Annotated in this window: 20 protein-coding genes, 3 tRNA genes and 1 rRNA gene; 5 read left to right on the top strand and 19 right to left on the bottom strand. The window is 44.1% G+C overall.

Features of this window, described 5'->3' with window-relative positions; translation table 11 throughout:
* Window positions 1-43: 43 nt before the first annotated feature.
* The 7 genes from BM210_RS22285 to BM210_RS34375 form a co-directional block, all read right to left on the bottom strand.
* Window positions 44-1,645, bottom strand: coding sequence for a response regulator (locus BM210_RS22285; RefSeq protein ID WP_091173655.1), 1,602 nt, complete (start codon window positions 1,643-1,645; stop codon window positions 44-46).
* Window positions 1,623-3,389: a sensor histidine kinase gene (locus BM210_RS22280; RefSeq protein WP_218184961.1), complete on the bottom strand. Its 1,767-nt coding sequence runs from the start codon at window positions 3,387-3,389 to the stop codon at window positions 1,623-1,625. The genes BM210_RS22285 and BM210_RS22280 overlap by 23 nt, the downstream gene beginning before the upstream one ends.
* Before the next feature lie 175 nt (window positions 3,390-3,564).
* The gene (locus tag BM210_RS22275; RefSeq protein WP_091173651.1) at window positions 3,565-4,410 is read right to left on the bottom strand and encodes a carbohydrate ABC transporter permease; all 846 of its coding nucleotides are present in this window, start codon (window positions 4,408-4,410) and stop codon (window positions 3,565-3,567) included.
* On the bottom strand, window positions 4,410-5,363 hold the full coding sequence (locus BM210_RS22270) for a carbohydrate ABC transporter permease (protein WP_091173649.1): 954 nt from the start codon (window positions 5,361-5,363) through the stop codon (window positions 4,410-4,412). The genes BM210_RS22275 and BM210_RS22270 overlap by 1 nt, the downstream gene beginning before the upstream one ends.
* A gap of 301 nt (window positions 5,364-5,664) precedes the next feature.
* Window positions 5,665-5,741, bottom strand: a tRNA-Arg gene (locus BM210_RS22265).
* A gap of 98 nt (window positions 5,742-5,839) precedes the next feature.
* Window positions 5,840-7,579: a WG repeat-containing protein gene (locus BM210_RS22260; RefSeq protein WP_091173646.1), complete on the bottom strand. Its 1,740-nt coding sequence runs from the start codon at window positions 7,577-7,579 to the stop codon at window positions 5,840-5,842.
* 740 nt (window positions 7,580-8,319) lie between these two features.
* Window positions 8,320-8,616, bottom strand: a complete 297-nt coding sequence (locus tag BM210_RS34375) for a hypothetical protein (RefSeq protein ID WP_143101079.1) — start codon at window positions 8,614-8,616, stop codon at window positions 8,320-8,322.
* 1,040 nt (window positions 8,617-9,656) lie between these two features.
* On the opposite strand from BM210_RS34375, the gene BM210_RS22255 reads away from it, so the two are divergent.
* The 3 genes from BM210_RS22255 (at window position 9,657) to BM210_RS22245 (ending at window position 13,384) form a co-directional block, all read left to right on the top strand.
* The gene (locus tag BM210_RS22255; RefSeq protein WP_091173645.1) at window positions 9,657-10,712 is read left to right on the top strand and encodes an S-layer homology domain-containing protein; all 1,056 of its coding nucleotides are present in this window, start codon (window positions 9,657-9,659) and stop codon (window positions 10,710-10,712) included.
* A gap of 720 nt (window positions 10,713-11,432) precedes the next feature.
* A complete protein-coding gene (locus tag BM210_RS22250) occupies window positions 11,433-12,578 on the top strand; it encodes a site-specific integrase (RefSeq protein ID WP_091173642.1) in 1,146 nt (381 codons plus the stop codon).
* Between the two features lie 200 nt (window positions 12,579-12,778).
* A complete protein-coding gene (locus BM210_RS22245) occupies window positions 12,779-13,384 on the top strand; it encodes a JAB domain-containing protein (protein WP_177237950.1) in 606 nt (201 codons plus the stop codon).
* 700 nt (window positions 13,385-14,084) lie between these two features.
* Here BM210_RS22245 and BM210_RS22240 read toward each other — a convergent pair.
* From BM210_RS22240 to BM210_RS22235, 3 genes are all read right to left on the bottom strand, one after another.
* Window positions 14,085-16,241 (bottom strand): hypothetical protein, encoded by a 2,157-nt coding sequence (locus tag BM210_RS22240; protein ID WP_091173637.1) that lies wholly within the window; start codon window positions 16,239-16,241, stop codon window positions 14,085-14,087.
* A gap of 257 nt (window positions 16,242-16,498) precedes the next feature.
* Window positions 16,499-16,648 (bottom strand): hypothetical protein, encoded by a 150-nt coding sequence (locus BM210_RS34920; protein WP_177237949.1) that lies wholly within the window; start codon window positions 16,646-16,648, stop codon window positions 16,499-16,501.
* 661 nt (window positions 16,649-17,309) lie between these two features.
* Window positions 17,310-17,386: transfer RNA gene (locus BM210_RS22235), tRNA-Arg, on the bottom strand.
* 265 nt (window positions 17,387-17,651) lie between these two features.
* On the opposite strand from BM210_RS22235, the gene BM210_RS22230 reads away from it, so the two are divergent.
* On the top strand, window positions 17,652-18,509 hold the full coding sequence (locus BM210_RS22230; RefSeq protein ID WP_091173635.1) for an aldo/keto reductase: 858 nt from the start codon (window positions 17,652-17,654) through the stop codon (window positions 18,507-18,509).
* Window positions 18,510-18,928: 419 nt separating this feature from the next.
* Entirely contained in the window at window positions 18,929-19,114 is a 186-nt protein-coding gene (locus BM210_RS22225; protein WP_091173632.1) for a hypothetical protein, read from the top strand.
* 136 nt (window positions 19,115-19,250) lie between these two features.
* Here BM210_RS22225 and BM210_RS22220 read toward each other — a convergent pair whose 3' ends face one another.
* The 9 genes from BM210_RS22220 to rrf form a co-directional block, all read right to left on the bottom strand.
* Window positions 19,251-19,397, bottom strand: a complete 147-nt coding sequence (locus tag BM210_RS22220; protein WP_091173630.1) for a small acid-soluble spore protein P — start codon at window positions 19,395-19,397, stop codon at window positions 19,251-19,253.
* 15 nt (window positions 19,398-19,412) lie between these two features.
* Complete coding sequence (locus BM210_RS22215) at window positions 19,413-19,760, bottom strand: hypothetical protein (protein ID WP_091173627.1); 348 nt, start codon at window positions 19,758-19,760, stop codon at window positions 19,413-19,415.
* Window positions 19,761-19,989: 229 nt separating this feature from the next.
* Window positions 19,990-20,079, bottom strand: a tRNA-Ser gene (locus BM210_RS22210).
* A 58-nt stretch (window positions 20,080-20,137) separates the two neighbouring features.
* Window positions 20,138-21,421, bottom strand: a complete 1,284-nt coding sequence (gene serS / locus BM210_RS22205; RefSeq protein ID WP_091173625.1) for a serine--tRNA ligase — start codon at window positions 21,419-21,421, stop codon at window positions 20,138-20,140.
* The gene (pdxT, locus tag BM210_RS22200) at window positions 21,415-22,005 is read right to left on the bottom strand and encodes a pyridoxal 5'-phosphate synthase glutaminase subunit PdxT (protein WP_091173622.1); all 591 of its coding nucleotides are present in this window, start codon (window positions 22,003-22,005) and stop codon (window positions 21,415-21,417) included. Before pdxT ends, serS begins: the two co-directional genes overlap by 7 nt.
* A 23-nt stretch (window positions 22,006-22,028) precedes the next feature.
* Window positions 22,029-22,910 carry a pyridoxal 5'-phosphate synthase lyase subunit PdxS gene (pdxS, locus tag BM210_RS22195; protein WP_076233599.1) on the bottom strand — a complete coding sequence of 294 codons (882 nt, stop codon included), beginning with the start codon at window positions 22,908-22,910 and terminating at the stop codon, window positions 22,029-22,031.
* Window positions 22,911-23,018: 108 nt separating this feature from the next.
* The gene (locus BM210_RS22190; protein WP_091173619.1) at window positions 23,019-24,311 is read right to left on the bottom strand and encodes a D-alanyl-D-alanine carboxypeptidase family protein; all 1,293 of its coding nucleotides are present in this window, start codon (window positions 24,309-24,311) and stop codon (window positions 23,019-23,021) included.
* Window positions 24,312-24,430: 119 nt separating this feature from the next.
* Window positions 24,431-25,885, bottom strand: a complete 1,455-nt coding sequence (gene guaB / locus BM210_RS22185) for an IMP dehydrogenase (RefSeq protein WP_091173617.1) — start codon at window positions 25,883-25,885, stop codon at window positions 24,431-24,433.
* A gap of 250 nt (window positions 25,886-26,135) precedes the next feature.
* A 5S ribosomal RNA gene (gene rrf / locus BM210_RS22180) occupies window positions 26,136-26,252 on the bottom strand.
* Window positions 26,253-26,495 lie beyond the last annotated feature (243 nt).

The raw sequence follows: 26,495 nt of genomic DNA, 5'->3' as shown, positions 1-26,495 counted from the left end.
AAAATAAGAGTAATGAACACAATTGTATCACTATTGCCCACAATTATTTTTTGCCAACTTCACTAGGATTCATCCCGTAATACTTCTTGAATAGGGAGCTGAAATAAGCCACATTCTTGTATCCAACTCTTTCCGCTATTTCGTAAATCATACATTTCCTTTCTAATAATAAAGCTTTAGCTTTTTCCATCCGCGTGCGTATCAAATAGTTGGTAAATGTCTCCCCAATAGCTTTTTTGAAAATCCGATTTAAGTAATTACGAGATAAATAAAGCTGCTTGGACAGATCCTCTAAGTTAATCTCTTCTGCATAATGATCATGTGCATAATGGATCATAAAATCCACTGCCTCCTTATGCTTGGAATTCTCATTCCAGTGACGGCTTGAAGCAATAACATGAATTTTGTCCTGCAGCCATGGCCGCAGATCTTCTACCGTATGAATTTGTTCAATTTCCTGTTTTAATGCAATGTCCGGAAACAGCTCATCTAACATAATACCCGCACTGTATAAAGAATAAGCCAAGATTGTCCAAAGCTCCTTACACAAATATTGCAGATAAGCTGGGTTGATATCAGGCAGTTGCCGCAATTGCTGGATGTAACCATCAATAATCTCGATCGTGGTCTCTTCTTTAGAAATAACAATGGCTTCGGCAAGCTCCTGATAAAATTTGATCGGGCGGATAGCGGATTGCTTTTCCCAAGGAACAAAGGACGGCTCCCCTTGCCCCGATATAAGCAGCTGCTGTAATAAATCTAAAAAGGCTTCATCGGTCGAATCGGAGAGCTCCTGCCAGTTGGCTTTCACGCTGCCAAGGCCAGTCCGTATTTTTAGTTTAAGATACTTGTCGATACAATCCGTAATTCTCTCACCAATCCTGCGAATCCTCCTAAGTGCTTCATCGCTTGAATGCGGCTTGATATGGAACACAATAGTAGCATGATGGCTGTGCAACTCGATGAATTCGGATTCCGGCCAGTCCTCAGCTAGGATTTCACGAATGATATTAGCAAAAGCAAACCGAAATAAGCTCCAATCTGATAAGGTCAGGTTAGAAATCCGCTCTGTGCTCGTGAGCTCGATTCCCATCACCAAGTGGCTGTGTTCTATCCAATGCGAAGACTCTGGTAACCCCATCCCTTCCCTGGGTACCGTCTTGTCCAATGTCCCGGTAATGACCGATTTCAACCATTCCTTCTGAACAAAAGGCTCGTACATCATTAACCGTTGCCGAACCTCTTCCTGCTCCAGCTTCTTCAATTCCTTGGCTTCAAGCCCTTTAATGACTTTTTCCAGAACGTCATGGAGCTCTTCCAATGTCACAGGCTTGGATAAATAGTCGTTCACCTGCAAACGTAGCGCTTGACGCGCATATTGAAAATCCGAATAGCCGCTTAGAATGATCACCTCGCCTGGGATCTCTTCACTTTTCAACTGCTCAATCATCTCAAGACCGTTCATAATAGGCATATAAATATCCGTGATGATGATATCGGGATTGGTTTCCCGAATCTTTTGGAGTCCTTCTACCCCATCCATCGCCTCTCCCACCCATTGAGCTTCAAGCTTTTGCCATGGAATCGACTTCTTCATCCCTTCCAATACCTGAAAATCGTCATCAATAATGAGAACTCTCCACATAGAATCGCTCCCCCGCCTCTTGTTTATTGTGTATTCTCGGCAATAAAATGGTGGCCTGAGTGCCTTCCCCGTCCAGGCTCTTCATACTCACGCCATAAGGTGCTCCAAAATAGGCAGCCATCCGTTCCTTTACATTCCTTATCCCGTAACCACCCGTTTTCCTTGGCATCTGTCTATCCCAATCTGGTTTGATTCCTACTCCGTTATCAATAATTTGAAACTCCACCTCTTGATCCCGCACGTGCCCTGAAATGTGGATTGCACCTGTTTTTCTACCGTGAAATCCGTGGATAAAAGCATTTTCCACAAATGGCTGCAGCGTCAATCGGGGAATATACAGTTCCTTTAGCCCTTCATCCATTTCGATTGTAAAAGAAATCCGGTCCCCCCAGCGAATTTGTTGAATTTGCAAATAACATTCCACATGCGTGATCTCATCGGGAATCGAAATCATCGTTTCCCCATTGGAGAGGCCGATTCGAAACATCTTCCCCACGAGGGATAAAATTTTACTGATTTTCTCCTGTCCTGACTCAATGGCAAGCCAGTTTAATTGATCCAGTGTATTGTACAGAAAATGCGGATTGATCATAGCCTGAAGTGCTTGAATTTCTGCTTCACGCTGCCGCCTATGCTGTGCTTGTAATGAAAGCATGAGCTCCTCTATTCTTTCCATTTGCCTACGGTACCCGATGAATAAACTACCGAACTCATTCTTGTAATCGGTTGGCAAGTCATCTGTAATAGACCCGTTATCCGGAACACGATCCATGGTCGCCAGCAGCAGTTGGATCGGCTTGATGAATTGTCTCGATAAAAACAAAGTAAAGAACGAAGCTATGAAAATAGCTGAAAGCCCCACGGATACTATAATATAGGCAAGCCGCACACTGCCATGAATAATGTTCTTCCATGGTGTCACTTCGACCAGCATCCAGTCCGAACGGACTTTACTCCAGACAAGTAGGGTTTCCTCTCCTTCGACATCAGGCAGATGAATGTAGTTCGACTTCTCCTCCTTGCCTCGGATTCGATCCAGCTCCGACTCGTACAGCATGGGATTCCCTATGGATGCTATCGTCTTGCCGCCGGCATCGAGCAGCACTCGGTTTCTTTGTTTTCCATCCGTTTCCCCACGAACCAAACTCTCAATGGCCGATGCTTTCACATTTAAGACCAATACCCCGTAGTATTTATCAGAATTATTATATAGTTTTCGGGCGAAGCTGATAAATTGCTTCGGTCCGTTGTTCGTTGGAAGCGTGTGCTCGGCAATCCAGGCAAAATCATTATTTTGAATTTCCGGATACCACGACTCCCCCCTCACATGCTGCATATCTTTAAACTGAACTGGACTTTGCGAATCCGTTAAGCCGAGATTGTCCATATATAAGTCAATAGACTGCACCATTGTCGTACTGTAGGTAATACTCGACAGCAAATTCCTTATATCGTCCTTACGGCGAAGGCGCCCAAATAAGTCTGGATCCAATGGATCATAGCTTATGGTATTCATATTTCTAGATGCGGCGAGCGACATTTGTTCAATTGATTTCAATTGAATATCCAACTGTTTATTCAGTTCATTCAATAAATCCTGCTGATAATAGGACGTGTTATCCACTAGCTCACGGGCCGTAATACTGTAGCTAATCCATGTGAAAATCAGCAGAAATACAGCAATAAATGCGGCAAAGCTGCCAAAAAACAGCCGATCTATTCGTACCCTTTTAAACAGGTTCATCGGTGGTCCACCTTTCCTATTCATTAACCTCAATGAAAAATCCTCTTGCTGACCCACATGCTAGTATACAGGGTATAGCCCTTCGAACTGAAGTCTGTCCAATGATTCGTACAATGGAAAAAAAGCTGCTTTTAAGCGCAGCTTTCCCTACTCACTATACGAATGTGATCTTATTCTACCCCTTCACCGCACCCGAAGCAATGCCGTCTACAAAATGGCGCTGAGCCAGAAAGAAGAGGATCAAAGCCGGTACGATGGACAGAAATGACATCGCGAGAAGCTGTCCCCAAGGGAGAGCAGACTGGCTATCCACAAACAATTTTAATGCAAGCCCCACCGTATATTTATCCACGGAATTGATGTACAGCAACTGTCCGAAAAAATCATCCCAGTTCCACAGGAAGCAATAGATCGTAACCGTTACTAGGGCCGGCTTCGTAAGCGGCATTATGATTCTCCAATAGATCCCGAACCAGGTGCAGCCGTCCATTTTGGCTGACTCATCCAGTTCTTTAGGAATCGCCCGGATGAACTGGACCAGCAGGAATATAAAGAACGTACCGCCAATTCCTCCTGCTAGTGCATGAGGAACGTAGAACGGCAGGTAGGAATTTACCCAGCCAAATGCATTGAACATAATATACTGTGGAACCATCGTCACCTGATTCGGAAGCATGAGTGTAACCATGAGAATGGAGAACCACATATTTTTAAGTGGAAAATCCAATCTAGCAAAGCCAAAAGCAACCAAAGAACAGGAAATCACCGAGGTGATCAACAATCCAAAAATCAATTCGAACGTATTCATATAAAAGTGAGTGAAGGTATATTTGGGAAGGGCTACCCACCCTTCAGTGAAGTTGCTCCACAGCCATTGTGTCGGAAACAAACTTGGTGAACTCATTTCTTCGTTGGATTTGAACGCGGCTCCAACCCACCACAAAATCGGATAGACCATGATTATACTAAATAAGGATAAAAACAGATGGGAACTCATTGTTCTACGCAGTGTAGGACTCATTATTTCTTACTCCCTTCTGTCTCATAGAATACCCAATACCGGGACGAGGCAAATATTAATGCGGTAGATATCGCGATAATCACAAGTAGGATCCAGGCCAGTGAGGAAGCGTAGCCCATATCATATCGGGAAAAGGCTCGATCGTATAAGTATAAAGCGTACATATAGGTGGAGTTCACCGGCCCCCCCTTAGTAATGATGAAGGCCTGCGTAAACATTTGAAATGAACCGATCGTCTGCAGCACCAGGTTGAATAGCAGCACAGGAGATAACATAGGAATGGTAATAGTAAAAAATTGTCTGAACTTCGAAGCGCCGTCTACGGAGGAAGCTTCATATATTTCAGCAGGAATTTGCTTCAAGCCTGCAAGGAATATAACCATTGACGAACCGAACTGCCAAGCAACTAAAATAATGAGTGTAGCGAGAGCAGTACTCGGATTACTGATCCAACTGATGCCTTTGATGCCGAACACACTTAGAAACTTATTGATGAATCCATCGATACCAAAAATATTTTTCCACAGCACAGCGACAGCGATACTGCTTCCGATAAGGGAAGGCAAGTAGATAAAGGTTCTGTAGATCGAAATACCTTTGATTTTCTTATTGAGTAGCATCGCGACCATTAGAGCGCTAAATAGCTTGATCGGCACCGAAAGTACAACGAACAGCAGGGTTACTTGGAGTGACTGAACGAAAATATCATCATCGGCAAAGATGCGCTCATAATTTCTCAAGCCAACCCATTCTGGGGCATCCAGCAGTGTAAATTTAGTGAATGAATAATAGATCGACTGGATCATAGGCCACAAAGTTAACAGCAAGAATCCAAGAAGCCATGGGGAAATGAATAAGTACCCGGCAATGGGTGATTCCCAGCGACCTTTGAGGGTGAAAGGAGCCTTTTTTTGAAGCTTTTTCGAGGGAATTATCGTTGGTTGTGTATGCATAGTGCCCACCTTTTTTCCAAAAGTAACTTGTTCTTTCAGTATAAAAGAATAGGCGTGATGCGAAAATAAGAGGAATGAACACTTCTTTTTCGCATATGAACACTATGGGCCGTCAGGCAGATGTTGGCAGTGGGATTCCATAAGAAAAAACCTCCCGCAATTTTCTGCAGGAAGTTCGTATATTCCGTATCATTTATAACCGACAGTTAGCGCTTAATTCCGTCCAAGATTGTGTGCCTCACGCTAGCCTGTACGAGACATTCAGCGTTGACAAACGTTGTCGTAGCGGGAAACAAAATAATGGCGTACCCGAGAGGGATCGAACCTCCGAACTACAGTTTAGGAAACTATCGCTATATCCTACTGAGCTACGGGCACGCGGTATGTAGTGAAAATTGTACAAATCCACGTCCGACACTTCTTCTGACTATTTTTACGAATTAAATGATATACTTTGTTTGCTAAGTTCAAGTGCACTATAATGCATGAAACAGTCTTTTTATAGAGATAAATGCTTGTTGGCGTGTATAAGTTGCATTCGGGCTAAAGCTATTGTTAACAGTACTTCCCATAATGGTAGAACGGTTTGTTTTATCCTCAGCAGAGGAAACCATACTGACAGCATCTTTGGCCCAGCTTGCTATATCCTTAGTATCAGCAAACTCTGTTCCTATTGCGGGTGTATGCGTAATACCAAGAAATTTCGCCGTTCTTGCGAGTATGACTGCTGCTTCTTGACGAGTTATATCTCCATCCGGATCGAATATGCCTTCGCTTTTACCACTTATAAGCTCAAGAGCGTTAGCGGCTTGAATGGCTGGGTCATCGGTGTCTATAAAAACCGCTTTATTCACTACTTTTTTGTTATCTGCTAATAAGATATCTATTGGTTTTCCCTTTTTCACCGTCAAAAGTTTTACTACAAGCTTGGAAAAATCGGAGCGGCTTATGCTTTGATTGTAACCATATAGTATGTCTTCTGGCACAAGGCCCAAAGACCTTGCTTTATCAACCTCAGGTTGCGCCCAATCAGCAGGAGCTTCGAGAGGGTTGGAAATATATGCCCATTTTCCAGGTGATAATTGTATTCGGCCTAATCCGTTTTTAAAATTAAAGACTTCATAAACAGGATTCGTATGTGAAAAACTAAGAACTTCTTTTCCCGATTTATCTATGTATGCATGTGTTATTCCACTTTCTCCTCCTTGCTTGTCAACTGCTTCCAAGCCTTCACTAAAATTAACCTTATAAACCTCGTACTTAAATACATGTTCGCTGTATTGAAGAGGAATAACTACCTTTCCTTCTTTATTAATAAATCCCCATAAGTATCCACTATCCTTTTTCTTTGCAACTCGCGCTAAACCCCCCATGAATTTATAAGCAAAATCGTATTGCAGAGGAATAACCTCTTCACCCGTTTTATCGATATATCCCCAAAGCTGATTCTTGTGTACTGGCGCTAAACCTTCGCTGAAACCATGGGAACCTTGATAAGGAAAGGTGCTGATGATTTCCTGGCCTGTTTTGTCGATAAATCTCAGCTTCCTGTCTTTTGCAACCTGAGCTAGCCCTTCTTCATCAAAATCAGTAAAAACGTCATACTGCGGCGCGATAATCTCTTGGCCGTTCTTGTCGATTAATCCTATTTTATTATCTGCAACAACATTTGCCACACCACCCTTAAAGCTTTCGGTAAACATATATGGGAAGGTAAGAACTTCTTCACCAGTTTTATCCATATAGCCTGAATAGGAATTCGTGTTAAAAGCTACAAGACCTTCACTTAATCCATATGAGGTGCCCTTTTCAAATTCGATGACCCGATTGCCCAATTTGTCGATTAAACCACTGGAGGAGTTTTCAAATCGTGCAAAATCCTCATTAAAATCTTGAATGCTAAAATATTGAGGAGCTACAACTTCTCCACCATTCTTATCAATGACTCCAAATTTTTTATCGTTTTCAACCACAGCCATGCCTTCCTTGAAATTTCGAACACTATCGTATTTGGGCTCAACAACCGTAATGCCTTTATTATTGATAAATCCCCATTTACCACCTTTTTTGATCATTGCCCGCCCTTCGATAAAATCTCCCGCATAATCAACTTCAAAAGGTTTAATTATAAACCTGTAGGACTCCTCTGCCATTACAGTAGGAACAAAGCTACTCATTAGTAGAATACATAAACACAGGCATAAATACTTGCTCATTAGATTTAGCTCCTTAATTTATTTTTGTTTGATCCTACATCGACCCACCAAGCCAAATTCTTGTTTTTTTTCAATCGTGCTCTCCTCATAATTGTGCATGGTAAAATATAACTATGAAATATTATCCTGTTTTCGACAAAGTTTTACAAGACTTTTTTTGCAAGAATGAAGGTATTATTACCTAAGCAACTGTACAACTTACTTCCCGGTAAGCGAGTTGCCCAGTATGAATTGAATATACCCCATAGGTAATGTAGCCGTAAGCAGTACCAGCGTTAAATAGGTTATTTTGAAGATCATGAGCAAGCAGCATCCTTTTTTCAAGCAGTGTAACGCGGAGAAAATCTTTGCGTCAATCACCCATTTGAAAGCATTTGCTCTTGAGTTTGGAGATAGAAGGAGGAACAACAAGTTTTAAAATCTACGTAGAGCACAAGGAGAATACAGAGGAACATTGTGAGAGCAGATCGTGGTGGGATGCTGGATACTTCAGTTGAGATCACTGATGCAGATTTGCGTGCAGGTGTACACCGCACAAGAGATCAGTAGCCGTGAGGCAGTGTTCTGTTGCCGCGTGTACCTGCGTCTGGGAGAGCGAGAGCCTTTTGCTGGTAAAGCCGTTGGTATACACCTTTGCTTTTGATCAGTGGTTCCAGTTGGCGACGTGATTGGCGTGACACCCCTTGGTGCTAATCCTCCCACAGCGCAAGCCAAGGCTATGGCACGTATTGCTCATCAGGTCAGAGAGCGCGGCGGTCAGAGGTGTACACTGAGGTGCTGGTCGTTCCCCACCGCAATTGGACGCAACTAGAGAGTGTTAGTGATTTATTAGCGAAGGGTTGGGCATGCTTTCGCCCAGTCTGCCCAAACCCACTGAGCGAGACTGTGCAATCTGGGAGGTTTCCGTTGCCGTCGTAAACGGGTGCTAGCGGTGTTGTGGGTGCTGTATACACCTCTGCTGTCTGGCGGTTAGTGTATCTTGGGTTGGGGGTAGACTGCTGCTTCTTGCCGCTGCCTCCAATGTGGCTAACGACCAAGGTTTGAATCTCCTACAGCTTGTAGACTTCTGTACGCCTCTCAAAACCAAATGTTTGCCAAACACGACTAACTCCCCAGCAAGCATTAGAATACACAAAAAGCCACCCATTATGAGATGGCTTTATCTTAGTTTTAATGGCGTACCCGAGAGGGATCGAACCTCCGACCTACAGTTTAGGAAACTGAAGTTTGTATGGAGCCGTTCTTTCTTTCAAAAGATGGGGTATAGCGGCGGCAGATTTCGGCTTTGAGTTTTGAGAGTATGGGGGGATAATCTCGATAAACAATCAGTCTTCGGGACAACAAGATACCGCTGTCTTTTGGCTGTCTGTCTGTTTGGTAAATGCTTTCCTTTCACTTTGAGGCACAAATCGCGGCAAACAGCAGTTCCCGAGAGTTTCAGCATGCCACAGAGACGCAAGCTGTCGGGAGTGGACTGACAACGACCGGCCTTGAGAAAACAATGATCCAGCCACAGAGCATGGCAGGCGCAGCGTCACCTTGTCACTCCTTTGTTACTCTACTCAGGTGACGCTCTCTGAACCGTAGGCTAGGTTCTTTTTGTCTTTTTGTAACTTTGTAACTTCTTAGATAGATATATGTTTGAAAGTAAGAGTTGTTCTTTTTTGTAACAACTATCCTGTTTTTCTGTATACCCCTTTCCCTCTGAAGTAACAAAACGCCTTCGAAACTTTAGTCTGCGGTTCACAAATCGTCCCTTCTAGTACGACATGCAGGGGGACAACTAAGGTGACAGCAAGCTTAGCGCTTTTAGTCACAGGTCTGCGGCTTCAAATCGTTCTAATGGACAAGTGTCAATATCCTTCGTAACCGCAGTCCGCGGCGCTCAGACCAGGGAACCCGAAATCATATGTTAATATAAAATTATGAAGTATGAGGTCAATAGAACAAGAGGGTTAACAAGATAAGCCTGAGGGATTGGAGCGGAAGTTTAGACAAAAAACAATCTAAAATGATTGTGAAAGTACTAAGTCAAATGGTAAAATTATCAATATAATCAAGTAGAGGGAGTTCAAATATGATGGGTTTCAAGAAGACTATTGTAGTAACAACGATGGTAGCGAGCTTGTTTGGTGGTTCACTGGCATATGGCGCAGGTTTCAAAGATGTAGGAGAATCGAACTGGGCCTATAACACATTGCAGTGGGCATTGGGGAAAGGAATCGCGCAGGGTTTTGAGGATGGTAACTTTAGTCCCTCGGATTCGGTCACAGAAGAGCAGTTTCTGAGTTTGATCATACGCGCCTATGGAGATACTCCCGAAATTCCAGCACCGTCTACTTGGTCGTCCAAGTATTACTCTTTGGCAGACAATTTGAATTATCCAGTCAGCAAGGTAAAGGCTGCTCCAATTTCTCGCGTTAAGGTTGCTGAAATCATCACTGGTACTCAAGGCAAGAATTACTCTGGTGAACTTGCAATCCAATATCTCTTGGGTAAGGGTTTGGCACAAGGTAAGACTGACCTCTCAATCCAAGGGTTCCAGGGGGCAGATACGCTGACCCGCGCTGAATCAGTCCAATTCATCAAGAACGTTTTGGATAAAGCTCCAAACGATAAACTTTTGGTGCGACCAGCACAAGCCAGCAATCCAGCCGAATTGCCACAGATCCCAATTAAGGATAAGGTGGAAATTGCAAGTGATGCGATCAAGGCTGTTGGCGGGTATGACGAGAAGCTAAATAAAATGGCTGTCGATATGAAGAACGCCACTTCCAGTACTGGGTTTAAGGTAATGTACAACTCTGGACAAAAGGTACTTGCCCTGTACGATAAATCAGATCTTAACTTCATGGTTTTCTCTGATGCCACTACTCATGGCTCGGATAAATATGGCACTAAGGTGGTATTTTACAACATGATCGATCAAAGTGATGGTCATAGTGTAATAACAGCTTATGCGGAAGCATCCGCTAAAGCCTTAGCCACCGTAGGTGTTAATATCACCGCCAATCAGATTATTGATGGAGTTCAGGGTAAACTGAACAAGGAACAGATTGTTAACGTAAATGGAGTAGACTACGGGTTTATGGTTATTAAATTCGGAACGTCAACTCTCTATACACTTGAATAAATCCGATAAGCCCACCTATCATATGGTGGGCTTTTTTATGCCCATTAGGTGTTCCGGAGGAAAGACGTGGTTTTGGTTCTGTGGTTGGATCGCACTTAAACTGGTCCAACCACAACACCGAAGGGTAGGGACCCCTCCGCTCGGCCGAATAGTCACCCAATAACAATTTCCTTCGTGCTGACCACTACCTTCCTGAAACTAAGTCCCTTCTACTTTTGTGCGACTATTTTTTTTGCACAGCTAAGCCTGCCAGAGAAGCCAGTGCTTAGTTCAAATCGCTTTGCTACTTGAACGAATAGGGCAATAACATACTGGTCTCGTTACAATCACTGGCGACCATAGGGGAAAGCTGTAGAGTATTCAGACGAATAACATCAGTCCAGCCATGATGGCATACGACTTTGAATCGTAGAGTAAAGAGTCGAGTAAGACTGCGGAAAGCTCCACTTCACTGGGTATTCAGGCTTTTGCTTACAGGCATGATCCTATACATCAGGACATCAGATGTGTTTTTGGTTCTTTTGTACTTGAACCGGTTGCACTTGAATACTGAAGGAATGGGCTTGTGGGCTGAGAGATAGTAAAGCTGTCCGGTTGTCTGGAAACAGCCTGCTTTCAAGATGCGAAATACCCAAAGAAAGCTTGTTGTGGCTGGATTGTGCAGTTATTAAAACTGACGGTATAATCGCCGTGCAAACAAGAAAAGGAGGCGTAGCACCCATGAAGGGTCATGTTAGACAGCGCAAACCGAGTGGTAAGTGGGAGTTGTCTGTTCCGCTTGGATTCGATAAGCAGGGAAAGAAGGTTAGGTTTACGCAAAGCGGATTTGACACCAAGGAAGAAGCTGAGAAAGCACTAGTTGAGAAGCTTTACGAAAAGAATAGGGATGTGCTCTTACCTCGTAGTAAGGTAACAGTGTACAGCCATTTTCTTTCGTGGCTTGAAATTAAGAAAGTGAAGGTCAGGTTGGGAACGTATAACAATCTTGTTGGTTACCTTGAGAACCATGTTGGGCCAGAACTAGGCTATCTAGCTTTAAGCCAACTGACAACACAGCGCCTAGAACTATTTTACCTCCAACTCGAAAAGAAGATGTCAGCCAGAACCATTAAGTATATTCATAGCATGATCCGGCAATCGTTAAACCGTGCTGTCAAGTTACAGCTACTTGCAAAGAATCCAGCTATAGATGTAGATACACCGAAGATATCTAAGAATTTCAATGAGCCTTGGACAGCTGAGGAAGCTCTAAAGTTTTTGCAAACGGCAAAGAGCAGTCGCTGGTACTTAAGCTTTTTACTTGTGTTACAGACTGGTCTTCGTCAAGGTGAGTTGCTTGCTCTCCGTTGGGGAGATATTGACTTAGATGCTAGGACATTGAACGTCCATAGAAGTTTGACTCGCGCAGAGAAAGGGTTCGAGTTGGGCGGAACAAAGACCACCGGAAGTGCACGAACAATCGCACTGCCTGTAGAGGTAGTAAATGAGCTTAGGTTGAGGAAAGACCAGAAATGCGTTGTTCGTAAAGGTGTTAAAGATGTTAAAGATGTTCTAGATGAGCGGGTGTTCAACCGTCGAACAGACTTTGTTACACATGCCAGGAATGGCAATTTTGTCAGTCCGCATAACTTTATAAAGGAGTGGAAAAGAGTACTCCTAGCGAGTAAGGTGCGTCCGATACGCTTCCACGACCTTAGGCATACTCATGCCACGTTACTTTTAGAGAGTGGTGTAAATGTCAAGGCGGTAGCAGAAAGGCTTGGACACAGTACTTCCAGCACTACGTTGGACTTCTACGCTCATGTCACACGACGTATGGAAGAAGGTGTCGTCGCCGCGCTTCAACAAGTCTTGCCAGTGAACTAGAAAGCTTTTGCCCTCTGTGCTGTGCAGGGGGGGCTTTGCTTTGTCTTGAAGCTACTTTTCAGTCGCTTAAACTAGGCGTGTCGGGCTGCAACAAGCTTTGGTTAAGGTTCAGCCCTACTCCTTGCAAACGTGTCAAAGCGATGGTACACTTCCCGCGAAAACCGATTCATGAAGATATAATACGCCAATGGAGGAACCAAATGAGGAACCTAAACGAAATACCAGGAATCCGATCGATTTTTGCTACAGCTATTGGAATGGATAGCGATAAGGTAGCTGAGTTGCTACGCCTGCTTCCAACCTTGGGAGACTTGGAGCGCATACCTGTAGATCAGTTAAAGAGGATAGTCAGGGTTAGCCATGAGGAAGCACAACGGATAAAGGCGTTGTGCCACCTTTGCATTGAACTTTGGGCACCAAGCTGTGCCCCAGAGTATTTTCGCTCACCTGAGGACGTGTTCCAACTCCTCAAGAACCAGCCGCCTTTCTGGAATAAGGAACACTTTATAGTCGTTGTGCTAGATATAAAGAATAAGATACTTGCAAAAGATATCATTTCCATCGGTACGCTTCACAGTACTTTAGTCCACCCCCGAGAGATACTTCAAGCGGTGCTTCGGCATAACGGAGCCAGCTTTGTTTGCGTCCATAACCATCCAAGCGGAGACCCTACCCCTAGTAGTGAGGACATTGAGTTTACCCAAAGGCTGGCTGAGGGTGCCCAACTGGTTGGCGTGGAGCTTTTGGACCATGTTATACTGGGCGATAACAAATTCGTAAGCTTGAAAGAACAAGGCCTGTTTTAATGCTGGGCAGGGGACGAGTTGTTCACACGCTTCCCTGTCCGATAAACGGAAAGCGTTTGCTCTTGCGTTAGGGAAGGCAACAGGTGCGTTTAGCCCTCTGAAGTTGACAGTAGCTTTCTGGGGCAAGAGAGACGGTCCGGTTAATGGATAACTCCTGTAGCCTTAGCTTCTGGACAGCGTACCGTCCCTTTGGCCATGTGAACCCAACAGCCGCTAGACTAAAGCTGAAAGAGTTGGCGTAACCTGAGTTGTCCCCCGCTTGTCACTTTAGAAGGGACGGGCAGAGCATCGTAGGCTGGGCGCTGGAGGGCATCTTGTAACCTTAAAGCTGGGGGGATTTCAATAGGATATGCGGTTGGTAGCAAAGAGTAGAAGGCAACCTTTCCTTTCAAAACAACATCCCCCTAAGAGAAATGACAAATAACGGCGAGAAGCGTACACTGCGGTTCAGAGAGCGTCACCTGAGTAGAGTAACAAGGGAGTGACAAGGTGACAGTTCGCTTGTTTTCAACTTCACTTCACTTTGTTAGTTTAAGCTTCGCTTCGCGTTGCCATCTCTGTGGCTGGATAAACTTCTTTTTATGAGTGCTAGTCTAGCATAGTTTAGCTGCGCATGCTCTGTGGCTGGATCATTGTTTTAGCTAGGCTGGTCGTGGCTGGACAAAAAGAAAGGCGCTCCGACTTTGAGCGCCTCTTAGTCCTATAGCTTAGGTTCGTTAAGGGAAAGTTCATCCTCATCTTCACCCGTACCATCTTTCTGTGTTTCCTCCAGAAACTTCTCTACATCTTCATCGAAGGATTGCTCCCTCCATAGATTAGCTGCAAACTCGCCCTTAGTCAGCTCTTCCAACTTATTAGGGTGTATTACCATGCATTTCTGATTCGATCTACCAATTCTGGCCGAAGCAGATACCTCTATCGCAGGGGAAAGGGCCTTAAGCCCTTCTAGAAGTACATTCTTATCGAAGTCACGATTATTGGTTTTGTTACGGCTAGCGAATATATCCAGCCACTTCGCTTGATGGAAACGGTATTCGTCCACTTCATCATTCTTACCTACTTTTGATTTTGCTCTTGCAGAGATGCCTTTAGCTTCATATTCTTTGGTTCCATGGTAAGCTTGTACAAAGTCCAGAAACTCCATGTGGATTGGTTTCTGTTGGTTTTGTTGGCGGCAAGCTTTCATTTCATTCATAATGGATGTTAAAACCGTATCCGTCAGCGGCTCCATACCTACTTCTTGCCGAAGGTCTTGGACCATCTGTAGACCGATCAAGAGGGAACGAATGATTGTAAAACCACGTGAGGCGTATGCTTGGCCTCCAAGCATTTGTTTCGCAGCTTCATCCCATTCTTGCCATTTGTGTTGGTTATCGACCAAGTATTTCAAATATCCTTCAACGAAAACAGAGTTCTGTTTCTTTTTCAGTAATTCGTTTGAGATTTCGCTTGCGCAGTCTTCTTGATCCGTCTTTTGGACGAGGATTTGAATCATCCTGTCTTGTACTGCTTCGTTACTGCATCTCGTGTTGCTTTGCATTACCCAAGGCGCTTGAAGCTGATAGGTTGTATTGCCTTCTAGTTGGCCTCGTTTATAAGGATCGCGGTCAAATAAAAGCTTCAGCAAATTAACTACCGTATTTATATTGGATAAGTTGTCTGAATACTCCTTACTGACAACTGGAAAAGCATTACTGCAACTCATCGCCTCACGAATAGGTTGGCTAGTGGACACCATTGATACATCCTCATCTGACTTGATACCGAAGTAGTTCGCGATAAGGTCAAGGATCGTGGACTTTCCGCTCCCCTTTTCACCAAAGGCAAACAAGATTGGAAACTTGATTTCAAGCTCCTCCTTTAGCCAAGGGCTGATGAGCGAAGCAAAGAACCAGGACAACATAATCATGGATTTATGGGACTTCAACATGCGCGGTACCAGATCAAGCATTTGTCTCGCCGTCTCATGCCATGATTTATCACTCAACACGTTCCTTACTTGCAGATGGCTTTCTAAATGGCGGTATCCACTGATCTGGGTAAGTTCTTCTGGTTCTGTTGTAAGAACTTCTGGCTTCACATAAGTGTGTGTACCCTTGCCGCTATTCGCTATAAAATAATAAAGGTTTGAAGATTCGTCGAGAAATAATCCAGTATGGTCAGTCACTTGAATGGTTCCCTTCGATTGGCAGGCAACAAAGTACATAAGCAAGTCAAACTCATTATAAATAGCATTTAGTAGTGTTTGGTTATATGAACTTTTAACCCGCTTTTTTAACCAATCAGATTTGATTTGTGTTTCACCGTTTAAAAGCAAGTTGCGGCGCACCACCCTATCATCAACACGCAAATCCAAGAGCAGGGATTCTTCATGGCCTTCGCCTACCACGGTCCTAACGTTATCAAATACGAAGTTGGTCAATTCCTTGCGCGGCTTGTCACCATTTGAATGGACCAAATAGTATCGATTGTTCTCAACGACTATATTGGTTTCTGATGTACTTCGTTTATCTTTCGTGATATCATCTACGAGCCTTTTGATTGCAATATTCTTATACTCCGCATCCACTTCACCAAGAGCGACTTGTCGATCAACCAAGATTCCGACCAGTTTCTTGAGTTCCTCTGTATTGGAAGCTGATGGCAGTATGACCTTACGAATCATAGGTAACGCCTCTTTCAACTTCTCTTGGGACATGTTAATGATACTCCGCTTAAAAGTGGTGGGGTCCATGCAGAAGTCTTCACCAGTTGTATCAAAAAGATCATCTACGTTGCCAAAAGGCTGTGCTAAAGGGTAGAGCGGCTGTTGGCTTGAACTATCGTTGTTGCGTTCCGAAACTTCTGTTGTTTTCATTAGGTTAACCTCCATATAGAATTGTTGTGCCATCGACCGCATGATACAATGGAGGTATAAAACATAGAAGGTCTCCACTGTGATTGTGTCCAGTACGAACGAGCCAACGTTCGTACTGGCAAGGCGGAATAGTCGTTCGCGGCTGTTCTGCCTTTTACTTATGTTCCGAGTTGTTTAACATGGCACCACTCCTTCCTCTACTCCAAGCCTCTGTTAGTTCGTGTCGATCTTACCCGAGCGACCTTCCATGCAACAAGTCATATGATGTATGTTTGCAGGTCAGCTACTTCGGCTAGCAGTATGCCGCGTCCATCCGCCATGCACCCGGCGTAGACGGGTACGGCAGACTTCTGGCCGAGAAAGTTTACCATTGCGTCTATAAGCCGCGCCAGTGGGCGCCAGTACATCCAGGCTGGAGCTTCCAGGATACCTCCCCTCCCGTATACTTGCACTCCCCAGCCTGCGCTTACTGGATAGGGGGGTATCTACAAGCTGGCGGCTGCGGCTCTGGAAGAATATTGCGATCTCCTTATTGCCTGTAATAACCACTCCAACGATTCTACCCCTCCAAGTTCATTGAACTGTTCAACACGTAGACGAAGGAGCTAACTAAAACAACCTTTCAGAAGTTTTCCTAAAGAGCAGGAATATTCACGCGCCTAACTGGTATCAACAATAGTCACGGATGAAGCGGCTCAAACTAATGGAGTTAAAGCTGCGGAAGATCTCTGATACGGGGATTCCTATAGAAACTGGAGTCCTCCACCTCACTTTGAATCTAGGATGGCTGGAAAGTTTTGTATATGTCTAAGGGCGAAAAGCAGGGGGAGTGAAATCTGGCTGGCTGGCGGTTTCCAGCCCAGAACAGGCTCACTGTGAAGGAACAGCCTTTTAGTGAAAAGAAACACAACAAAACAGCCACCCTCGTTTGAAGGTGGCTGCTGTTTGCTGTCCATCGGCTGTCCAAGCCCGAATGGGCGGACAGCCGCAGTATGGGAGCTTTAACACTTTACTGTGGTGCAAGTACTATTCATGCCCCGTTGCAAGGGGGCCTTGAGGTATGGAGTATGGCGTACCCGAGAGGGATCGAACCTCCGACCTACAGTTTAGGAAACTATCGCTCTATCCTACTGAGCTACGGGCACGCGGTATGTAGTATTGTACCACAAAGCTTCTCTAGAAAAAAGCCTCCGTTCAAACTTGCTTCCACCTGTTACACATTTCCTTATGGATTAAGATCCCAGTATAACAAATGAATTCTTGTGATTACGTTAAAGTAACTAACGCAGTTTATCTAAAGTGCTTAACTCTTATGGAAATACTTGGTATAATAAAAGAGGTTGTCATTCATTTTTACCTGTTCCTGTTGAATACAACTGAAATAACGATTAACGGGAGGCGATTTAGAATATGACAATACCACAACGTCAATTAGGTTCAACGGGTCTTTCTGTTAGCGCTATTGGAATGGGCGGCATGCCTTTATCCATCAGCGGCAGACCGTCAGAAGAGGAAGGCATCCAGACCATACATACAGCAATTGAACAGGGCATTACTTTTTTTGATACAGCTAATGCCTACTGCCTCAATAACGATGATTTTGGGCACAATGAACGCTTGTTTGCCAAAGCCTTGCAGCAACATCCCCAAGCGATAGTTGCCACCAAGGGCGGCCTTACACGACCCGATGGACGGTGGGAGCCAAACGGTCATCCCGACTACTTGCGTAAAGCTTTGGAGGACAGCCTAACGGCTCTCGGTTTGGACACGATCGTATTGTATCAATTCCATCGTCCCGATCCTGCAGTTCCCTTTACTGAATCATTAGGCGCTATAGCTGATTTGCAGAAGGAAGGCAAGCTGCTTCATGCTGGACTTTCTAATGTCTCTGTTGCCCATTTGGAGGAGGCAAAAGGGATCATACAGGTTGCTAGCGTCCAAAACAGAATGAATCTGTTTGACCATTCTTCCATCGAAGTTCTCAAATATTGCGAAGCTAATCAAATCGCCTTCCTACCTTATAGTCCGCTTAATGGCATTAGCAACGCAGGTCAAATCGGCAGCAATCCAATCCTTTCTCTTATCGCAAATAAATATGAGGCTTCTCCTCAACAGGTTGCTCTCGCTTGGCTCTTGCAGCTTTCTCCTGTAGTCATTCCGATACCGGGTGCAAGTCGTGGCAGCAGCATTACCAATAGTGCCCAATCGGCAAATGTTATTTTATCCGCAGAAGATATTGAAGAACTAAATACAATTGGACAGCAATAATAGAGTGAGGAGGCACCCATTCGGTGTCTCCTTCTATTAAAAAGATTAGTAAGATATGACATAATCCTACCTTTACATTTTACAAAGATGTTGTTCTCCTCGCTTATTCTTCTATTCATTTCTCCAATTGACAATGATAATTCTTATCAATACAATGTTAGATATGGATGACCTCTTATCAAGGATGTGTCATTCGTCATCATAGATACCATAACAATTATTGTAAAAAGAGTACCTCTAATAAAATTGTCGATCGTTTTAGTTAAGAAGGCCCCGTAGAAAAGACTCCGGCTTTATCGATTTAAGGAAAAAGCGCCTTTAAGTATCCAGATTCGACCATAAAGACCTCATTAATTTATATTTTCTTTTTAAAATCTTCATGGTAAAATGAGGGAACTATACAAATGAGGTGTGGAGGTATGTCGGATATTAGTCGGTTCTATGTAGTTTATAATGATTTCACGATCACGATTTGTTCGGTCTTCGATGACGTTTGTGAAGAACTGGCTCTCGGGGGTACCATTTATGGCTATACCGATAATGAAGATGTTGCGCACAGCATGATGATGGAGTGTTACCAGCATTTATCTACAAATAATAAGTAACAAGTGATATGTAACGGCTTTAAACTGAATGCCAATTAATCAACTCGTATGGATTCTAGAGCCATATTTTTTCATAAGCCTTATAGGTAAAAAAGACTGTTGAGTAGCCTCAGCAGTCTTTTTGTATTTCATTTGTTTAGCTGCCTTCACCATGATTGTGTCGGGAATGGTTCGCTTGCTTCACCTTTTTGGAGCCTGCTAAGGGCTTGTTCGGCTGGTGATCAACTTCTCTGCCTCGTTCACCACTTGGCGATTGGACTGGCTGCGGAATATTTTTCGGCATTTTTTTTATTCCTCCTTATTGGTGGGTAACAGCATGCAGTTGTTGAGCACATTCATGAATATGACGTACGTAATCCTCAATTAGCGTTTGAATGATTTCAGTCTGCTCATTTACATGTATGCCATCCTGCTCCACATCAACAAAATCTACCTTGACCTCTCTAGAGTCCTTGTAAACACATTTAAAATCAAAACTATACAATGACCGACCTTCTGTTTGAATATTCACCCAAAGGGCGTTTGCGTCAGCCTCGTCGGCTTTTACTTCCACTCGATCCGATAGGTTCAATACGGTAGGCATTGCAGCTGACCAAGCCTTTACCAATTGAGTTTGATCTATTGCTAAAACTTCTGTTTTCACCATCTGTTGAACACCTCCACACCCTTAAGGTGTGACAGACCGTAATATTCTATCCACCCATAGATAAGGCAAATAAAGACATTAAATAAGCCGCATACCCTTCTAAAAGGATACACGGCTGTGAACAACTATATGGTAAGGGGAAGGGGTTGATCTCTCTTCATGCAAAGCTGTTATACATAACAGTGCTTATAATTTCACTCTTGTCCCTAGAAATTTGCCATAAAATAAATGGCGGAGAGGGTGGGATTCGAACCCACGGAGACCTCACGACCTCGGCGGTTTTCAAGACCGCTGCCTTAAACCACTCGACCACCTCTCCAGGTGACAAAAAGCATTGTATCATACATTAGCACTAATAATCAAGCTTTGGGCTATAATTATTTGCTGATCTTGTCGAGATTATTCATATATGGCCTCAGCACGTCCGGAATAACGACACTTCCGTCCTCCTGCTGATAGTTTTCCAGTATAGCTGCAACTGTTCGTCCTAATGCCAGACCGGATCCGTTCAATGTATGAACAAATTCAGGCTTGGCCTTCGCGTCACGGCGAAAGCGAATATTCGCTCGTCTTGCCTGGAAATCCTCAAAATTACTGCAGGACGAAATTTCACGATACATGCCGCTATTTGGCAGCCACACTTCCAAATCGTAGGTCTTGGCGGATGAAAACCCAAGGTCAGCCGTACACAGGTTAAGTACACGATAAGGCAAGCCAAGCAGCTGCAGCACTTTCTCTGCATCAGCAGTCAGCTTTTCCAGCTCGTCGTAGGAATGCTCTGGTGCGGTAAGCTTAACCAGCTCAACCTTATTGAATTGATGCTGTCGAATCAAACCTCGAGTGTCCCTTCCAGCAGAACCTGCTTCTGAACGGAAGCACGCACTGAAGGCTACGAATTTTTGCGGCAAATGGTCAGCCGTCAAAATATCATCTCGGTAAAAATTCGTTACTGGAACCTCTGCTGTGGGAATCAAGAAATAATCGGTTCCTCCCAGCTTAAACACATCTTCCTCAAATTTGGGAAGCTGTCCGGTTCCAGTCAAGCTGTCGCGGTTTACAATGTACGGTGGAAGCATTTCTTCATAGCCATGCTGGTCACTGTGCAAATCCATCATAAAATTGATTAGAGCCCGTTCCAGGCGCGCCCCAAGGCCTTTATAAAATACAAACCTTGAACCGGTTACCTTGGCGGCAGCTTCAAAATCAAGGATTCCCAGCTGCTGTCCGATTTCCCAATGAGCTTTGGGCTCATAAGAAAAAACAGCAGGTTCACCCACACGACGAATCTCCACATTATCTTCTTCGGATTTGCCGACAGGCACATTGGCGTTCGGAATATTCGGCATTGCCATTATAATGCCGTTAAGATCCACTTCCAATATACGAATCTCATCGTCCAGAGCTTTTATTCGATCGCCGACACCTTTCATTTCCTCAATTAACGCATCTGCGTCCTGCTTGGCCTTTTTCAAGGCAGCAACTTCTTGGGAAACGACATTACGACGGTTTTTCAACTGCTCAACTTCCTGCAATAGCTCTCTGCGTTTCGAATCAAGGCCGGTAAAACGACTGATATCGTCCAGCGTTTTACCGCGATTGCTCATCGCCTGTACGACGCGTTGTAAATCGGCTTCAGTTCGGAACAATTTTACATCTAACAAGGAGACCCCTCCTGCTTCGCTTCACGTACCATCTCGAGGAAATACGCATGCATCCGCTCATCATCGGTCAGCTCAGGATGAAAGGAAGCCGCCAGTAAATGTCCCTGACGCGCAGCAACGATTTGATCATCATAAGTAGCTAACACCTCAACGCCTTGTCCTACTTCGTTAATTAATGGAGCCCGAATGAATACAGCGCGCACATCATCCGCGATTCCCTTCATAACCAAATTCGTTTCAAAGCTTTCACGCTGCCGCCCAAATGCATTTCGCGCTACCTTTATATCCATGAGTTCAAGATGAGCTTCCGGCTGCCCTTCGATTTCCTTGGCAATCACAATCAATCCCGCACAAGTACCAAAGATCGGCTTTTTTTGCTTCGAGAACGCACGCAGACTATCGATAAAATCATACGTCCGCATCAGCTTGCCAATCGTTGTACTTTCACCACCAGGAATGATGATTCCATCCAATTCATCCAGCTGCTGGATGGTCTTCACAATAATGCCTTCTCCGCCGGCCTTCTCGATTAATCGAATGTGCTCAGCTACTGCTCCCTGAAGAGCCAATACACCTATCTTCATCATGGTCACCTCTTAACCGATCCTTACCAGCCGCGTTCCTGCATACGTTGTGTTGCATCCAGCTTGGAAATTTCGATACCCTTCATCGGAGCTCCCAGATTCTTGGATACTTCTCTGATTAAGTCGTAATTCGTGTAATGCGTAGTTGCTTCCACGATCGCTTTAGCAAACTTTTCTGGATTTTCCGATTTGAAAATACCAGAGCCTACAAAAATTCCATCTGCTCCCAAATGCATCATCAAAGCTGCATCCGCCGGAGTTGAAACACCACCTGCCGCAAAGTTAACGACTGGCAATTTACCTGTTTCATGAATTTGCAGCAAAAGTTCATAAGGTGCACCAATATTTTTGGCTTCTGCAAACAGCTCATCTTTAGACATCGATTTCACCTTATTAATTTGACCGACAATCATCCGCATATGGCGAACAGCCTCAACGATATTTCCAGTTCCCGGTTCGCCCTTGGTACGAAGCATTGACGCACCTTCAGTAATTCTACGTAAAGCTTCTCCAAGATCCCTTGCTCCGCATACGAAAGGAACCGTAAATTCTCTTTTGTTAATATGATAAACCTCATCAGCAGGTGTTAATACTTCACTCTCGTCAATATAATCGACACCCATGGATTCAAGGATCTTCGCCTCTACATAGTGTCCAATCCGCGCTTTAGCCATAACTGGCACCGTAACAACTTTCATTACTTCTTCCATAACGGTAGGATCAGCCATACGAGCTACGCCACCGGCAGCACGAATATCCGAAGGCACTCGCTCCAAAGCCATAACAGCGGAAGCCCCTGCTGCTTCAGCAATTTTTGCTTGCTCTGCATTCATGACGTCCATGATGACGCCGCCTTTTTGCATTTCTGCCATACCTTTTTTTACACGCGATGTACCTGTTTCCATTTCCGTTTCCTCCAAACATATATACGATAATTTTAATAAATCCACAAACCACTAAACAATCATTTTACAGGAATACCATCAAATATACAATGCGTTAGCTGGTATTTCTTAAGACTTGGCGCCTGCAAGCAGGTCACCAAAAAAGCTGCCTATAGCTCTAAACATCAATCGGAACCAGCTCGCTTGTACGACATCTGCTGTAGCAATTAAATTTGTTGTCTTCTCCACGCCTTGGTAGCTCACTTTTGCCGTTCCAAGCACATCACCCTTGGTAATAGGCGCGACCAGCTTGCTTTCATCAACTGCTGCTGCCGTAATTTTGAATTCTTCAGCAGCTGCCCCCTTTTTGGCAAGCAATGAAACTCCATCTTGGGTAGCGACACCAACTTGCAGCTCTATACCTTTTTTAATATTTACCACTTTCAATGAATCTATTTCCGTATTAGCTGCTAGTACCTGTTTCTTTTCAAAATTGTTAAATCCGTAATCCAGCACCTTACGTGTTTCTTCAAAACGTTTAGGCTCCTTCGGGGTGCCCATTACCACACTGATCAAGCGAATTCCATCACGCACTGCCGTACCTGTAAAGCAATACCCAGCATCGTCAGTTGAGCCCGTTTTTAATCCATCCAGGCCGGTATACGCATACTTTTTAAAATTTACGTTATCCTTATTTCCCTCCAGCATCCAGTTCCAATTGATCATTGGCGTTTTATCTTTTTCACGAAATTTTTTTGAAGGAATTTTAGTCGTTTCCAAAATCTCCGGATAATCTTTAATGATGTTATACGCTATGAGTGCCGCATCTTTCGCTGTAAGCATCGTTTCGCCCTGTAATTCCTTAGGTGCATACTTACCTAAATCAGCTCGCGATAAACCTGTTGCATTAATAAAATGAGCCTGCTCCGATAGACCGAACTGCTTGGCCTTCTCATTCATCAACTTAGCAAAATTTTCTTCTGTTCCACTAATGAACTCTGCGAGTGCCACTGAAGCATCATTCGCTGAATAAATCGACATCGCCGAGAACATATCCTGAAGACTTACTTGCTCTTTATAAGCCAAAAGATCCCCTGATCCGATTACATCAGCAGCATATTGGCTCGTAGAAACCATTTCATCTAATTTATGTTTACCGCTTTTTACGGATTCCATGACTAGATATTCGGTCATCATTTTCGACATACTTGCAGGGGGTAGCGCTGTATCCGCATTAAACTCATATAAAATCTGTCCTGTAGCAGCGTCCATCAAAATAGCAGATTTCGCATCCAGCTTCAAATCAATCGCTTCGGCCGCCATCGCAGACCGGGATGGGATCATAGACATCGATCCTATTTGGACAAGCAGCGCAGTTACCAAAACCATCGACACGCGTCTTACCGACAATAACAACATCATCAACTCCTATTTTCATTCTACAAACAAGTATTTCTTATTGTACCACAAGCTAACAAGCCTGTTCAAAGCAAGAAGATGGCAGCCAGCACGGCCCCATCTTCTTATCCTAACAGCTCTTATTATGAATAGTTCGGAGCTTCCTTCGTAATTTGCACGTCATGTGGATGGCTTTCGCGTAAACCCGCACCTGTAATTTTGATAAAGGCAGTTTCGTTGATTAAGGCATCGATCGTGCTAGCTCCACAATAACCCATACCCGAACGCAATCCACCTATCAATTGATACACCGTATCTGCCAAAGGACCCTTATAAGCCACCCGGCCCTCAATACCTTCGGGAACCAGCTTGCTTTCATTTTCCTGGAAATAACGATCCTTGCTGCCTTCCTTCATCGCGCCCAAAGATCCCATACCTCTGTAAACCTTAAACTTTCTACCTTGATAAATCTCCGATTCCCCAGGACTTTCATCCGTACCGGCAAAAAGGCTTCCGATCATCACAGCGCTCGCGCCAGCAGCAATAGCCTTTGTAACGTCCCCAGAGTACTTAATGCCGCCGTCTGCGATGATAGGCACATTATATTCCCTAGCTACGGACGCACAGTCGTAGATGGCCGTTATTTGCGGAACTCCGATACCAGCAATAATCCGCGTCGTGCAAATTGAACCTGGGCCAATCCCTACCTTGACCATCGAAGCCCCAGCTGCAATTAGATCTCTTGTCCCTTCGCCTGTAGCCACGTTGCCAGCACATATAGGAAGAGTCGGATATTTCTCGCGAAGTTTTTTTACAGTTTGAAGAATATGAATATGATGTCCATGCGCGGAATCAACAACAACCATGTCAATGCCTGCAACAACCAATGCTTCTGCCCGTTCCATAACATCTTTTGATACTCCGACTGCGGCTCCTACAAGTAGTCTTCCTTGCTTGTCCTTCGCTGAATTCGGGAATTGAATGGCTTTTTCAATATCCTTAATGGTGATGAGACCTTTTAACGTATTATTCTCATCGACAATTGGCAGCTTTTCGATTTTATGCTTTTGCAAAATGCCTTCAGCTTGTCTAAGCGTAGTCCCAACAGGAGCCGTGACCAAATTCTCACGTGTCATGACCTCTCCGATCAAGATGGAGTAATCATGTACAAAACGAAGATCTCGATTCGTCAAAATACCTACCAATTTTTTATTCTCATCTACAACGGGAACTCCGGATATACGGTATTTAGCCATCAGCTCTTCGGCATCATACACATGGTGGTCTGCAGTTAGAGAGAAGGGATTCGTAATGACTCCACTCTCTGAACGTTTAACACGGTCTACTTCCTCGGCCTGTTGAGCAATCGACATATTTTTATGAATAACTCCAATTCCACCTTCTCTAGCTATCGCTATAGCCAAAGCGGATTCTGTAACAGTATCCATAGCAGAGCTAAGAAGAGGAATATTCAATTTAATGTTTTCAGATAAAGTTGTGGAAATATCAATCTCTTTCCCAAAAACCTCTGACTTCCTCGGTACTAGCAACACATCATCAAAGGTTAGACCTTCTTTTTCAAATTTCGAATTCCACACAACCATAATCCTCCTTCAATTTTCGTAGCTGCCGTTATATATGATTGCAATATTAACAAAAGGGCTTTTTTCATGTCAAGTATATTATGACAGTCCCTATAACTAATATCAACATATACAAGAGTTCATTTTATTAACCCACCGTATTAGATAGGTTATCAAGCCTCTTATTAGTATTGCCCTATAACATTAGAAAATTAAATAAAAAAACCTCTCCAGATTTTCATCCAAAAAGGTTCCTTTTTACTTTGCTTGGCGACGTCCTACTCTCCCAGAACCCTGCGGTTCAAGTACCATTGGCGCTGAAGGGCTTAACGGTCGTGTTCGAGATGGGAACGCGTGGTTCCCCTTCGCCATCATCACCAAACTAAAAGCTTTCGTTAGAAAGCTGGCTTCGTAAGCCTACGCTTATTTCGAAGCGTTACTTCTTCGAAAACGCTGCGAGAACATATCCTTCTTAAGAAAAGATACAGCAGCTTCAAGGTTTGCACCCTGAAAACTAGATCCGAAACTTCGCATTGCGCTCGAGCAGCGCGCCTCACTCGCTTTCGCTTGTAAGACCTTTCTTTGGATAAGCCCTCGACCGATTAGTATTCGTCAGCTCCATACC

It is taken from the genome of Paenibacillus sp. 1_12 (assembly GCF_900114475.1).
In the GTDB taxonomy this organism is placed as follows: domain Bacteria; phylum Bacillota; class Bacilli; order Paenibacillales; family NBRC-103111; genus Paenibacillus_S.
The sequence above is the reverse complement of the archived record's forward strand: the minus strand, read 5'-3'. Positions and strand labels throughout refer to the sequence as shown.